This is a genomic window from Mycobacterium sp. M23085 (genome assembly GCF_045343915.1).
Taxonomy (GTDB): Bacteria; Actinomycetota; Actinomycetes; order Mycobacteriales; family Mycobacteriaceae; genus Mycobacterium.
In genome coordinates, this window is the sequence record NZ_CP174280.1 from 1,962,607 (window position 1) to 1,976,195 (window position 13,589).

Annotated in this window: 10 protein-coding genes; all 10 read right to left on the bottom strand. The window is 68.5% G+C overall.

Annotated features, from left to right (window positions below; translation table 11 throughout):
- The 10 genes from ACIUM1_RS08840 to ACIUM1_RS08885 all read right to left on the bottom strand — a co-directional run bounded on the left by ACIUM1_RS08840 (position 1) and on the right by ACIUM1_RS08885 (position 13,585).
- Positions 1 to 1,551 (bottom strand): HD domain-containing phosphohydrolase, encoded by a 1,551-nt coding sequence (locus tag ACIUM1_RS08840; RefSeq protein ID WP_406816810.1) that lies wholly within the window; start codon positions 1,549 to 1,551, stop codon positions 1 to 3.
- 169 nt (positions 1,552 to 1,720) lie between these two features.
- Positions 1,721 to 4,549 carry a preprotein translocase subunit SecA gene (gene secA / locus ACIUM1_RS08845; RefSeq protein ID WP_406816811.1) on the bottom strand — a complete coding sequence of 943 codons (2,829 nt, stop codon included), beginning with the start codon at positions 4,547 to 4,549 and terminating at the stop codon, positions 1,721 to 1,723.
- 92 nt (positions 4,550 to 4,641) lie between these two features.
- A complete protein-coding gene (hpf, locus tag ACIUM1_RS08850; protein ID WP_406817600.1) occupies positions 4,642 to 5,310 on the bottom strand; it encodes a ribosome hibernation-promoting factor, HPF/YfiA family in 669 nt (222 codons plus the stop codon).
- Positions 5,311 to 5,644: 334 nt separating this feature from the next.
- Complete coding sequence (locus tag ACIUM1_RS08855; protein WP_406816812.1) at positions 5,645 to 6,277, bottom strand: ComF family protein; 633 nt, start codon at positions 6,275 to 6,277, stop codon at positions 5,645 to 5,647.
- A gap of 77 nt (positions 6,278 to 6,354) precedes the next feature.
- Positions 6,355 to 8,166, bottom strand: coding sequence for an MtrAB system accessory lipoprotein LpqB (gene lpqB, locus ACIUM1_RS08860; protein WP_406816813.1), 1,812 nt, complete (start codon positions 8,164 to 8,166; stop codon positions 6,355 to 6,357).
- Positions 8,166 to 9,845 carry an MtrAB system histidine kinase MtrB gene (mtrB, locus tag ACIUM1_RS08865; RefSeq protein ID WP_406816814.1) on the bottom strand — a complete coding sequence of 560 codons (1,680 nt, stop codon included), beginning with the start codon at positions 9,843 to 9,845 and terminating at the stop codon, positions 8,166 to 8,168. The genes lpqB and mtrB overlap by 1 nt, the downstream gene beginning before the upstream one ends.
- A gap of 13 nt (positions 9,846 to 9,858) precedes the next feature.
- Positions 9,859 to 10,545, bottom strand: coding sequence for a two-component system response regulator MtrA (gene mtrA, locus ACIUM1_RS08870; RefSeq protein WP_007168097.1), 687 nt, complete (start codon positions 10,543 to 10,545; stop codon positions 9,859 to 9,861).
- Between the two features lie 90 nt (positions 10,546 to 10,635).
- Positions 10,636 to 11,280: a dTMP kinase gene (locus ACIUM1_RS08875; protein ID WP_406816815.1), complete on the bottom strand. Its 645-nt coding sequence runs from the start codon at positions 11,278 to 11,280 to the stop codon at positions 10,636 to 10,638.
- 86 nt (positions 11,281 to 11,366) lie between these two features.
- Positions 11,367 to 12,839: an adenosylhomocysteinase gene (gene ahcY, locus ACIUM1_RS08880; protein WP_406816816.1), complete on the bottom strand. Its 1,473-nt coding sequence runs from the start codon at positions 12,837 to 12,839 to the stop codon at positions 11,367 to 11,369.
- A 98-nt stretch (positions 12,840 to 12,937) separates the two neighbouring features.
- A complete protein-coding gene (locus ACIUM1_RS08885; RefSeq protein WP_406817601.1) occupies positions 12,938 to 13,585 on the bottom strand; it encodes a TetR family transcriptional regulator in 648 nt (215 codons plus the stop codon).
- Positions 13,586 to 13,589 lie beyond the last annotated feature (4 nt).

A 13,589-nucleotide genomic window follows, 5' to 3' on the forward strand; every position in this document is an offset into this window, starting at 1 on the left:
TCAATTGGGTATGCCGCCGGTCAGGCCGTGCCTGGTCGCGTACAAGCTGGCCCCGATCCGGTTCGAAACGCCGATCTTGGCGTAGATGTGTTCGACGTGATTACGGACTGTCTTCTCGGAAATCCACAGCGCCGAGGCGATCTCCTTGTTGGAAAGCCCTTGTGCGACATGGAGTAACACCTCGGCCTCGCGCCGGGTCAAACCCGCCGGCCGGGCGGCCCTGCGCGACGGCCGATGGCCCGCGGCCGCTAAGACGGCTTCAACCGCGTCGCAGTCCAGGCGGCCCCGAACCGCTTCGTCTCGCAGTCTCCCGGCCGCGGCAACCCCATCAAGCGCATCGCGATAGGGCCGCGGTTCCATTGCGGAGCAATAGCTCTCGGCGGCGGCGAGCACGCGGTCGAGGCCCGACAGATCATCGCCGCGCAGACCGTTCGGGTAGCCCGAGCCGTCCAGTCGCTCGTGATGGTTTACCGCGACCTCCCGGACCGCCTTCAGCCCACCGACCCGGGCCAGGATCCTGCCTGTCAGATAGGGATGCAACTGCACGCGCTCGCGTTCGACATCGGTCAACGGCCCTGATTTTTCCCACACCCGGTTCGACACACCGATGCGACCCAGATCGTGAACGTAGCCCGCGCGGCGCAGGATGTCGATCTCGTCTTGCGGCAACCCCGCGCATTTCCCGGCGCTCTCCGCCAGCTGCGCGACGGCGCGCGAATGACCAAGGGTGAACGGGCATTTCAGATCCGCGAAATCACCCATCGCGCACAGGAGTCGGTCCAACGCGGGTCCGCTGAGCGCTTCGCCCGGATCGGGAGCCAGGTCGGCAGCGGTCGACCACACGTCTTCGTCGTCGCGCAGCAGGTCGTCGGCGGCCGCGGTGAAGACCGCGACCATGGCCGGGTCGAACTGTTTGCCGCTGCGCCGGCGGATTTCGGCGACCGCGGCGCTCGCGCCGTAGGCGCGATGATGCACTTCGGCGATGTCGGAGATCTGCGCCACCCGCATCGCCACGGGAATCTGGTCTCCGGCTGCCCCGGCCGGAAGACCGCTGCCATCCCATCGTTCGTACGCGTAGGGCAGGGCTCCACCCACGTCGGCGCCCAGACCGATCTCCTCGGCAAGCAGCGCGGCCGACAGGCAATGCGAGTGCACCAACGCGCCGAGGTTCCCGCGTGCGTCCCAGAAAACCTTGGCCGCCAACTGCACTCGTTTCGGCAACGTCGTGCCACGGCCCAGATTGCTGATGAGGAATCGACGGTACGGCGCGCCGGACCAGTCGATGTAGTGGCTGTCATGGCGCACCGCGATGTCGTCGCCGAACCACTGCGCGTACTCGTGCGAGTCTGCGTGACAGCCGATCCACATCACCAGGGCCGTATAGAAGACGGTTTGGCATTCGCGCTCGTCGAGTCCCAGCCGCGTCGCCAATCTCGAGCCCATCGCCGCCGACCGCAGCATGTGATCCATCGGCTGCCCGAGCCCGAGGTCGATCGCCAACGATAGCGCCGCCAGGACGTCGGTCCGCGACACAGCTTCGTCGAAGGGCATGGAACGTGCCCCTTTCTCGACCCCTCACCGGCGCGCCGTCGGTGTAAACACAGCCGGGCCGATGCCTGATAAGCCTAGGGCATCGGGATTGCTGCCGGGTCGAGAGAAGTCGGCGAACGCGAGGGTAGCTTCGCGCTCAGCGGGGGCGACTCCGGTCAGATTGCCGCGCTCAGCGGCGCTTGACCGACTTGGGTGGCTTGGCGCCGCGGCCCTGTTGGCGCGCCGCGGCGCGGCGTTCGCGCCGGCTGGCGCCCCCGGGAACCCCGGCCGGCGCCTTGCCGTCGCCGCCGTTGCGCTGCACCGCCGCCGACCCGTCCTCGGACGGCCCGGTATACGTCATGGCCGGCGCCTCGTTCTCAATGCCCTTGGCGCGCAACTGGGTTGGAGCTTCTTCGCGCACTGCCGTCGGCGCGCCGCCCTGCTGCCCGGCCGCGGCGCTGGCGAATTCCGCCAGCCCCTCCGGAGCTTCGACCGGCGCGACCTGTGGGCTGGGCACCGCCTCGACGGTGACATTGAACAGGAACCCGACCGACTCCTCCTTCATGCCGTCGAGCATCGCCATGAACATGTCGTAGCCTTCGCGCTGGTACTCGACCAGCGGATCGCGCTGCGCCATCGCGCGCAGCCCGATGCCCTCCTTGAGGTAGTCCATCTCGTAGAGGTGCTCGCGCCATTTGCGGTCGATGACGTTGAGCAGCACGTTCCGCTCCAGCTGGCGCATCGCACCCTCACCGGCGATCTCCTCGAGCTCGGCCTCCCTTGTGGCATAAGCGTTTTCGGCGTCTTTGAGCAGCGCCTCGAGCAGTTCCTCACGGGTGAGGTCGTCCAGGTCCGCGTCGGCGTCGCGGCGCGTCAACGTCGCGTGGTCGATGCCCACCGGGTACAGCGTCTTCAGCGCCGTCCACAACGCCTCCAGGTCCCAATCCTCGGCGTAGCCCTCGGCCGTGGCGCCGTCGACGTAGGCGGTGACCACGTCGCGGACCATGTCCAGCGCCTGCTCCTTGAGGTTCTCGCCCTCCAGGATGCGGCGGCGCTCGGCGTAGATCACCTTGCGCTGCTGGTTCATCACCTCGTCGTACTTCAGGACGTTCTTGCGGACCTCGAAGTTCTGCTGCTCCACCTGGGTCTGGGCGCTCTTGATCGCGCGGGTGACCATCTTGGCCTCGATGGGCACGTCGTCGGGCAGGTTCAGCCGGTTGAGCATCGCCTCGAGCGCGGCACCGTTGAACCGGCGCATCAGCTCGTCGCCCAGCGACAGGTAGAACCGCGACTCACCGGGGTCGCCCTGGCGGCCCGAGCGGCCGCGCAGCTGGTTGTCGATGCGGCGCGACTCGTGGCGTTCGGTGCCCAGCACGTACAGGCCGCCGGCCTCGATCACCTCGGCGGCCTCGGCGCTGACCTCCTCCTTGACCTTGGGCAGCTCCTCGTGCCAGGCGGCGTCGTACTCGTCGGGCGTCTCCACCGGGTCCAGGCCGCGTTCGCGCAGCCGCTGGTCGGTGAGGAAGTCGGCGTTGCCGCCCAGCACGATGTCGGTGCCGCGACCGGCCATGTTGGTGGCCACCGTGATGCCGCCGCGGCGGCCGGCGACGGCGACGATGGTCGCCTCCTGCTCGTGAAACTTCGCGTTCAGCACGTTGTGCGGCACGCGGCGCTTCTGGAACTGCCGCGACAGGTACTCCGAGCGCTCGACGCTGGTGGTACCGATCAGCACCGGCTGGCCCTTCTCGTAGCGCTCGACGACGTCGTCGACCACGGCGATGTACTTGGCTTCCTCGGTCTTGTAAATCAGGTCGGACTGGTCGGTGCGGATCATCGGCTTGTTGGTGGGGATCGGCACCACGCCCAGCTTGTAGATCTCGTGCAGCTCGGCCGCCTCGGTCTGGGCGGTACCCGTCATGCCGGCGAGCTTGTCGTAGAGCCGGAAGTAGTTCTGCAGCGTGATGGTGGCCAGCGTCTGGTTCTCGGCCTTGATCTCGACGTGCTCCTTGGCCTCGATGGCCTGGTGCATGCCCTCGTTGTAGCGGCGGCCGTAGAGCACGCGGCCGGTGAACTCGTCGACGATGAGCACCTCGCCGTCGCGGACGATGTAGTCCTTGTCGCGGTTGAACAGCTCCTTGGCCTTCAGCGCGTTGTTCAGGTAGCTGACCAGCGGCGAGTTGGCGGCCTCGTAGAGGTTGTCGATGCCGAGCTGGTCTTCGACGAACTCGACACCCAGTTCGTGCACACCGACGGTGCGCTTGCGCAGGTCCACCTCGTAGTGGACGTCCTTTTCCATCAGCGGCGCCAACCGGGCGAACTCCAGGTACCAGTTGGAGGCGCCGTCGGCGGGCCCGGAGATGATCAGCGGGGTGCGGGCCTCGTCGATCAGGATGGAGTCGACCTCATCGACGATGGCGAAGTTGTGCCCGCGCTGCACCAGGTCGTCGAGCGAATGCGCCATGTTGTCGCGCAAATAGTCGAAGCCGAACTCGTTGTTGGTGCCGTAGGTGATGTCGGCGTTGTAGGCCACCCGGCGCTCGTCGGGCGTCATCTGCGCGAGAATCACGCCGACCTCGAGCCCGAGGAAGCGGTGTACGCGGCCCATCCACTCGCTGTCGCGTTTGGCCAGGTAGTCGTTGACGGTGACGACGTGCACGCCCTTGCCGCCGATGCCGTTCAGGTAGGCCGGCAGTACCGAGGTCAGGGTCTTGCCCTCACCGGTCTTCATCTCGGCGACGTTGCCGAAGTGCAAAGCCGCCGCGCCCATCACCTGCACGTCGAACGGGCGCTGGTCGAGCACCCGCCAGGCCGCCTCCCTGGCCACCGCGAAGGCCTCGGGCAGCAGGTCGTCGAGGCTTTCGCCGTCGGCGTGCCGCTTCTTGAACTCGTCGGTCTTGGCCCGCAACTCGGCGTCGGTGAGCTTCTCGATCTCGTCGGACAGGGTGTTGACGTAGTCGGACACCCGCTTGAGACGCTTGAGCATGCGACCTTCGCCAAGGCGCAGCAACTTCGACAGCACAGCTATGTCCCCTGTTGGTAGGAGTCTTGATTGAGCGACTCCCATGGTAGGCGACGAGCCCGTAAGGGCCGCCGAACCTCAAGCGAGCGCGATCAGCTCAGCCTGATCAGTCCGTAGTCGTAGGCGTGCCGCCGGTAGACCACGCAGGGCCGTTCGGTCTGCTTGTCGTGGAACAAGAAGAAGTCGTGGCCGACGAGCTCCATCTCGTAGAGCGCGTCGTCGACGGTCATCGGCGTGGCCGGGTGCTCCTTGGTCCGCACGATCCGTCCGGGCTCGTGGTCGGGCTCCACGCCGGCATGCTCGGCCGGCGCGGGCTGCGGCGCGCTGCCGGCCGGGTCGGGCGGCGGCACCGCGGTCGCGGCGGCCAGTGACACCGGTGTCTTGTCGCCGTAGTGCACCTTGCGGCGGTCCTTGACCCGGCGCAGCCGGTTCTCCAGCTTGTCGACCGCCGACTCGAACGCGGCGTAGAAACTGTTGGCGCACGCCTCCGCCCGGGTCACCGGGCCCCGGCCGCGCGCGGTGATCTCCACCCGCTGACAGGATTTGCGCTGACGCCGGTTGGGCGCGTGCTTGAGCTCGACATCGAAGAGGTAGATGGAGCGGTCGAACCGCTCGAGGCGGGCGAGTTTTTGCGAGACGTACAGACGGTAATGATCGGGGATCTCTACGTTGCGGCCCTTGAACACAACGTCGGCGGTGGTTGTCGGTGGGGCTTGCCCGTCGGTGACGGGCGGTTGGTCCAGAATCTGACCGGAATCCACGGATAGCCTTGACATACGTGACAACTCATTTCTCTTTGACGTCACACGCGCCCTGCGCGCCCGGCTGCTGAATGTGCGCCGACGAGGTGAGAGCGGTTCGAGACTGGCTACCGCCGCAGGCTGCCCGCCGGTGCAAGGTGTCGATTACTCACCCCTTCCCGCGGATGGGTCTCGCCTGGAAAATCGCGACCAGTGAGGCAGACCGATGAGTCGTTCTTCGTTGTTCTCGACGTTAGCTCGTGTTCGCCTGCCGATGCCACTGATTTGGTCGAGCTGTTGCGAGTTCTTCACATCTCCTTGGCCAGTTCATGGGTTGGGCGCGACCGCGGCCGATTCACACCGCCGCGATCGCCAGCACGGCGACGACCCGAACCCCCGCGGCCTGCAGCACGCGCACCGACTCGCGCGCCGTCGCCCCGGTGGTGACGATGTCGTCGACGACCATCACTTCGGTGCGCGGCGGCCGCCCGCGCAGCACCACCCGGCCGGCGACGTTGCGCTCGCGCGCGGCGGTGCCCAGGCCCACCGAATCGCGGGTCAGCGCCTTGAGCCGCAGGGCCGGCGCGACGGCGATGTCCGGGTGCCGCGCCACCGCGGCCCGCGCCAACCGGGCGACGGGGTCACCGCCGCGCCGGCGCGCGGCCGAGCGCCGGGTCGGTGCGGGCACGACGGTCAGCGGGGTCGGCACGATCCCCCACCACAACAGCCGGTGCACGCCGACGGCCAGCGCTTGCGCCAGCGGGTCGATGAGATCGGCGCGGCCCTGTTCCTTGACCGCCAGGATGGCGCGGCGTCGGGCATTGGCGTAGCGGCCGAGCGCGAACACCGGGACGCCCGGGTCGATGCGCGGGTTCACCACATGCGGCTGGTCGGCGGCCACCGCCAGCTCGCCGGCGCACGCATTGCACCAGCGGGTCGACGGCGCCCCGCAGCCGCCGCATTCGGCCGGCAGGAACAGGTCGAGCATGGCGCCAGTGTGACCGGCCGGGGTGACATGTTCCCCGCGGTCAGCCCCCCGATGGCGACGACCCGCAGCGCCCGGTATCAGCCCGGCAGCACCGGGGCCGCCCCGGGCACCGTCAGCCCGGGCACCTCCGACCAGCCCTGCTGGCCGTCGGCCGACGGCGAATACTGCAGCACCCCTTGCGGTCCCGCGACGTAGGCCGTCGACGGGTTGGCGACCACCGTCGTCACCGGCATCTGCAGGCCGTGCGGCGGCGCGTCGGAGTTCACCCCGTCGATGTTCACGTAGGACACCGGATGGCTGGCGTCGGTGCGGGTCACGACGAGGTCGTCACCGGTGCGCCAGGACAGCGACACCACCGAATTGCCCAACCCGAAACCGAGCCGGCGCGGGAAGGTCAACGCGTACTGCCCGGCCTGCGTCTGCTCGACGCTGGCGAGAATCACCTGGCCGCCGATCACCATCGCGGCGCGAGTGCTGTCCCGGGACAGCTGCAGGTCGGTGATGGGCCCCGGGAACCGGGTGGCCACCGCGACCGAATCCACCGGAAGGCGTGCGGGCTGGCCGGAGGCCGGTTCCTGAATCGCCCGCAACACGTTGTTGCCGTCGACCACCACCCAGACCACGTCGTCCAGCGACCAGGTGGGCCGGGACAGGTTGTGCCCGTCGGCGGCCTGCACCGCTTCCTGGCCGAGGTCACCGATCCACAAGGACGCGGCCATGTCCGGGGCGCCGCGGTGCAGCGTCACCACCGACGCCACCTGCCGGCCGGTGCGCGACAGCGCGGCGCCGGTCTGGTCGCCCACCCGGCCGAACGCGCCGGGCACCGTGACGGTGTGCTGGCCGTCCAGTGACACCAGCGAGCCGTTGACCAGGGCGTGCAGCCCCGCTCCCGCGCCGTCGGCCGCGCCGGGGTCGGTGGCCGCGACGTCGGAGGTGGTCCACCCGTCACGGAACCGGTCGTCCAGCGGCGCGCCGTCGGCGCTGATCACGTACGGGCCCCGGATGTCGGCCCTGGCCAGGGTCCAGATGATCTGCGCCGCAAGCAATTGCCTGCTGTGCGGGTCGGTGGTGGACAGCTTCTCCAGGTCGACGCGCGCACCGCCGTAGCCGCGCCCGATGCCGCTCTTGCCGCCGTCGGCCCGGGTCACCGGCCCGCGCAACCGCAGCGGCGGGGCGAGCAGATTACGGACAGTGTGCGCCATCTCGGGACGCGGCCCGGCGATCAGCTTGGAGATCAGCTCGGTGGCCAATTGGTCATGGTCGGGCACCGCCACGTAACGCGGGTCCGGAACCACCGTCTTGCCGGTCGGGTCGGCGAAGTACAGCGTGTTGCGTTTGTAGGTGGACTGGAATTGCTGCCAGTCCAGGAAGACGCCGTTGGGCAACCGGTCGATGCGCCAGCCGCCGGAGGTCTTGACCAGTTCGATCGGCCCGGGGTCGGGCAGCACCCCCTCGGCGGTCTCGAACACCCCCACGTCGGACAGCGAACCCAGGATGTCCGCCCGCATGGTCGCCGAAACCCGCTCGGCGGCACGGGTTTCGACGAACACCACGTGGTCGATCAGCAGCGCGCTACCCGCGTCGTCCCAGGCGTTGGACGCCGACTGGGTGAGGAACTGCCGCGCGGCCAGGTGCCGGTTCGCCGGATCGCTTGTGGCCTTGAAGAATTCGCGCAACAGCACGTCGGGGTCCATGCCCGGGGTCGGCTTGGGCAGGTTCGACGGCGCGGGCCGCTCGACGGTGCCGATGGCCTGCGGCGCCGACGAGCTGGGCACCCCGGCGCAGCCGGCCAGCAGCACGGCCAGCAGCAGCAGGCCCAACAGCCGCCGCGCGGCGACGATGCGGGCCGGCGCGGCCCGCTGAGGAGCCGGGCGATCGAGGCCCCGCATCACAGCATCCTCTCGGCGTGCTCACGCTGGCGCTGGCGTTCCTTGCGCTCGGGTGCGCCCGGCGGCGGGGCGGGCTGCGGGATCGGCTTCATCGGCAGCGGGCTGGTGGTCACCTTGTGACCGCGCACCAGCGGCAGCGTCAGCCGGAAGCAGGACCCCTCGCCCGGTTCGCCCCACGCCTCCAGCCGGCCCTGGTGCAGCCGGGCGTCCTCGATGCTGATCGCCAGGCCCAGCCCGGTGCCGCCGGAGCGGCGTACCCGCGACGGGTCGGCCCGCCAGAACCGGCTGAACACCAGCTTCTCCTCGCCGGGTCGCAGCCCCACCCCGTAGTCGCGGACGGTGACCGCGACCGTGTCCTCGTCGGCGGCCATCCGGATCTTGACCGGCTTGTGCTCGGCGTGGTCGATGGCGTTGGCGATCAGATTGCGCAGGATCCGCTCCACCCGGCGGGTGTCGACCTCGGCGATCACCTCGTCGGTCGGCAGGTCCACCTTCAGTTCGATGCCGGCGTCCTCGGCCAGATGCCCCACGTTGCTCAGCGCGCTCTGCACGGTGGTGCGCAGGTCGACCGCCTCGACCGACAGTTCGGCCACACCGGCGTCGTGCCGGGAGATTTCCAGCAGGTCGTTGAGCAGCGACTCGAACCGGTCCAACTCGTTGACCATCAGCTCGGTGGAGCGGGCCAGCGTCGGGTCCAGGTCGGCGCTGTGGTCATAGATCAGGTCGGCGGCCATCCGCACGGTGGTCAGCGGGGTGCGCAGCTCGTGGCTCACGTCGGAAGTGAAGCGGCGCTGCAGGTTACCGAACTCCTCCAGCTGGGTGATCTGGCGCGACAGGCTCTCGGCCATGTCGTTGAACGACATGGCCAGCCGCGCCATGTCGTCCTCGCCGCGCACCGGCATGCGTTCGGACAGATGCCCTTCGGCGAACCGCTCGGCGATGCGCGACGCCGATCGCACCGGCACCACCACCTGCCGCGACACCAGCAGCGCGATCCCGGCCAGCAAGACCAGCAGCACCGCGCCGCCGGTGATCATGGTGCCGCGCACCAGCTGAATGGTGGCCTGCTCGTTCTTCAGCGGGAAGATCAGGTACAGCTCCAGGTTGGCCACCTGAGACGACGCCGGCGTGCCGACGATCAGCGCCGGTCCGGAGAACCCGTCGGTGTGCACGGTGGCGTACTGGTAGGACGCCTGCCCGGCCTTGACGAAGCCGCGCAGGGAAGCGGGCACCTGGTCGACGGGACCGGCCGTCGTCGCGGCCCGCGGGCCGTCGCCCGGGACCATCAGCACCGCGTCGAAGGCGCCGGCCATGCCCGCACCCGAGGCCGAGTCGGTCTTGGAGGTCAGCGTGTTGCGTGCCAGCTGCAGGCTGCTGTCCAACGACCGCGCCTCTTCGCCGTTGACGATCCCGCCCACGGTGGTGCGCGCCCGGTCGATCTGCTCGATGGCGGCCTTCACCTTGACATCGAGCACGCGATTGGTGACCTGACTGGTCAACACGAAGCCGAGCGCCAGGATGACCGCCAGGGACAACCCCAAGGTCAGCGCCACCACCCGCAGCTGCAGCGAGCGCCGCCAGGCAATGGCCACGGCACGACTCACCGCACCCATGCCACGAGTCATGGGGCCGGAGCGCCCCCAGCGGCTCCGAGTGCGTCGCCGGGAGCCCCAGATCACGTGTCCCTACCGGTCACGGAGGTCCGGCCTTGTACCCAACTCCTCGAACGGTCAACACCACGGTCGGGTTCTCAGGGTCTTTCTCGACCTTGGCCCGCAGACGCTGGACGTGAACGTTCACCAAGCGGGTATCCGCCGGGTGACGATAGCCCCACACCTGTTCGAGCAGCACATCACGAGTAAACACCTGCCGCGGTTTGCGCGCCAACGCCACCAGCAAGTCGAACTCCAGCGGCGTCAGGGAGATCTGCTCGCCGTTGCGCGTGACCTTGTGCGCCGGCACGTCGATCTCGACGTCGGCGATGGACAGCATCTCGGCGGGCTCGTCGTCGTTGCGCCGCAGCCGCGCCCGCACCCGGGCCACCAGTTCCTTCGGCTTGAACGGCTTCATGATGTAGTCGTCGGCGCCCGACTCGAGGCCCAGGACGACGTCGACGGTGTCGGTCTTGGCCGTCAGCATCACGATCGGCACGCCGGAGTCGGCGCGCAACACCCGGCACACGTCGATGCCGTTCATGCCGGGCAGCATCAGGTCCAACAACACCAGATCGGGGCGCAGTTCGCGCACCGCAGTCAGGGCCTGGGTGCCGTCACCGATGACCGCGGTGTCGAAACCCTCCCCACGCAGCACGATGGTGAGCATCTCGGCTAGCGAAGCGTCGTCATCGACGACCAAAATCCTTTGCCTCATGGAGTCCATGGTGTCACCAGATTGGTGCAAATTCGGGGCGCCACACGGGCGTTTCGTGGCTCGATGGCCAATTTTGGATGCAAATTCGGTTGAATTCGCCTATTCGGCCGCCCCGGCGCCGGTCAACATGGCGGCCAGCCGCGCCGGATCGACGTCCGCGTCGACGCTCAGCCAGGCGCCGCCCCAGCCCGCGGCGGCCAGTTCGGCGTAGACCGCGCCGGTGCGTTGCTGAAGCCCGTCGTCGCGTTCGTAGCTGTCGCGCGCCCGGCCCGGATCGGACTCGGCCCGGCTGCGGGCGCGCCGGCCGGCCAGCTCGGCCGGCACCGCCAGCAGCACCTGCCAGTCGGGCGCGGGCAGCCCAAGGCGCCGGTATTCCAGGGCGTGGATCCATGCGACGGCCGGGCCGGCCGCGTCCTGGTGCAAACGGGCGGCGGTGTAGGCCGCGTTGGACGCGACGTAGCGATCCATGATCACCACGTCGTGCTCGCGGCGCAGCGCATCGATTTCGTCGACCGCCCCGGCGCGATCCAGCGCGAACAGCGTCGCCATCGCGTAGACCGACGACGCGAGGTCGCCGTGCTCGCCGTGTAGGGCCTCGGCCGCGATGTCGGCGGTCACCGATCGCCCGTAGCGCGGGAAGGCCAGCATGGCCACCGACTTGCCGTCGGCCTCGAACAGAGTGCGCAGCTTGTCGGTCAGCGTCCGCTTGCCGGCGCCGTCGATGCCTTCGATCGCGATCAGCACGGCGCGAGCCTAGCTCGTCGCCGAACGCCCGGCTGGCCGGGCACGCGGTGCCGAACGCCCGGCTGGCCGGGCGTTCGGCGGGCGTCTCAGTAGCGGTAGTGGTCGGCCTTGTAGGGGCCGTCGACGTCGACGCCGATGTATTCGGCCTGCTCCTTGGTCAGCTTGGTCAGCACACCGCCGAGGGCCTCGACGTGGATGCGGGCCACCTTCTCGTCCAGGTGCTTGGGCAGCCGGTAGACCTCGTTGTCGTACTCGTCGTTCTTGGTCCACAGCTCGATCTGCGCGATGACCTGGTTGGAGAAGCTGTTGCTCATCACGAACGACGGGTGCCCAGTGGCGTTACCCAGGTTCAGCAGCCGGCCCTCGGACAGCAGGATGATCGACTTGCCGGTGTCCGGGAACGTCCACAGGTCGACCTGCGGGCGGATGTTGGTCTTGATGGCACCGGACTTCTCCAGCCGGGCGACCTGGATCTCGTTGTCGAAGTGACCGATGTTGCCCAGGATCGCCTTGTCCTTCATCTGCCGCATGTGCTCAAGGGTGATGATGTCCTTGTTGCCGGTGGTGGTGATGACGATGTCGGCCTCGCTGATCACGTCCTCCACCCGCTTGACGTCGAAGCCCTCCATCAGCGCCTGCAGGGCGTTGATCGGGTCGATCTCGGTGACGGTCACCCGCGCGCCCTGGCCGGCCACCGACTCCGCCGACCCCTTACCGACGTCGCCGTAGCCACAAATCAGCACCTTCTTGCCGCCGATCAGCACGTCGGTGCCGCGGTTGATGCCGTCGATCAGCGAGTGCCGGCAGCCGTACTTGTTGTCGAACTTGCTCTTGGTGACCGAGTCGTTGACGTTGATCGCCGGGAACGCCAGATCGCCGGCCGCGGCGAACTGGTAGAGCCGCAGGACACCGGTGGTGGTCTCCTCCGAGACGCCCTTGATCGACGCGGCGATCTTGGTCCACTTGTCCTTGTCGGTCTCAAACCGCTTGCGCAGCAGGTTCAAAAACACCCGGTGCTCGGTCGAGTCGTCTTCATCGTCCGGCGGCACCACACCGGCCTTCTCGTACTGCGCCCCGCGCAGCACCAGCATGGTGGCGTCCCCACCGTCGTCCAGGATCATGTTGGCCGGCTGATCGGGCCACGTCAGCACCTGCTCGGCCGCCCACCAGTACTCCTCGAGCGTCTCGCCCTTCCACGCGTACACCGGCACACCCTGGGGCTCCTCGGGGGTGCCGTGTGGACCGACGACCACCGCGGCGGCGGCGTGGTCCTGAGTGGAGAAGATGTTGCAGGACGCCCAACGGACCTCGGCGCCCAGCGCGACGAGGGTCTCGATCAGCACGGCGGTCTGCACGGTCATGTGCAGCGAACCCGAGATGCGCGCGCCCTTGAGCGGCTGCACGTCGTGGTACTCACGGCGCAACGACATCAGACCCGGCATCTCCTGCTCGGAAAGCTCGATGTCCCGGCGACCGTAATCCGCCAACGACAGATCGGCGACCTTGAAATCGATGCCGTTTCGAACGTCGGGAGTCAGTGCGTTTTCGGTCGTCGTCATAGCGTGTTCTTCCTTTTTCGGCCCGCTCGGATGAAAGCGGTAATTAGCTTAGGTATGTTCTTGCGCCACTGTAGTCGCGGGTGGCCGCGCCTCGCGGGTCAGGGAACGTTGATGACGCCGTGCCGCTCCGCGAACGGCGTCATCAACCGGGCCAGATCGGCCGCGACGTCGTGGTCCGCCTCGGGCGGCATCGACACGTAGCTCAGCGCCAGCCGCACGATGGCCCGCGCCAGCACACCGGCGTCCTCGTCGCTGGTGGCCACCCAGCTGTGGGTCAGCGCCGTGGTCAGCCGGTCGGAGGCGCGGTTGATGATGGGGGCGCTGTCGGTGGTGATGAGCTGCAGCAGGTCCGGCTTGGCCACCCCGGTGAGCAGCGATATGACCAGCGGGTCGGCGGACAGCTCGGTGAACAGATCACGGAAGCCGCGCAGGAACGCCTTATAGATGTTGCCGACGTTGGCTTCCAACGCGGCGTTGACGGCGTCGACCAGCCGATCGGCCAGCCGCAGGCCGTACCCCTGCGCCAGGCCCTGCCGGGAGCCGAACTCGTTGTAGATCGTCTGCCGGCTGATGCCCGCGGCGCGGGCCACGTCGGACAGGGTGATGGCCGACCAGTCCCGGCTTCCCAGCAGGTCCCGCATCGCATCCAGCACCGAGTCGCGCAGCAGGGCGCGCGACGCCTCGGCGTACGGCATCCGCTTCACAGCCGCGAGACTAGTGGTTTGCGGCCGCGTGTGGGGCGGCATGACG

Bases quoted from the DNA above. Each gene is read 5' to 3' on its own strand.
- ahcY (WP_406816816.1), bottom strand. From the start codon at position 12,839: ATGACGACGACCGAAAACGCACTGACTCCCGACGTTCGAAACGGCATC.
- ACIUM1_RS08855 (WP_406816812.1), bottom strand. From the start codon at position 6,277: ATGCTCGACCTGTTCCTGCCGGCCGAATGCGGCGGCTGCGGGGCGCCG.
- ACIUM1_RS08840 (WP_406816810.1), bottom strand. From the start codon at position 1,551: ATGCCCTTCGACGAAGCTGTGTCGCGGACCGACGTCCTGGCGGCGCTA.
- mtrA (WP_007168097.1), bottom strand. From the start codon at position 10,545: ATGGACTCCATGAGGCAAAGGATTTTGGTCGTCGATGACGACGCTTCG.
- ACIUM1_RS08885 (WP_406817601.1), bottom strand. From the start codon at position 13,585: ATGCCGCCCCACACGCGGCCGCAAACCACTAGTCTCGCGGCTGTGAAG.
- lpqB (WP_406816813.1), bottom strand. From the start codon at position 8,166: ATGCGGGGCCTCGATCGCCCGGCTCCTCAGCGGGCCGCGCCGGCCCGC.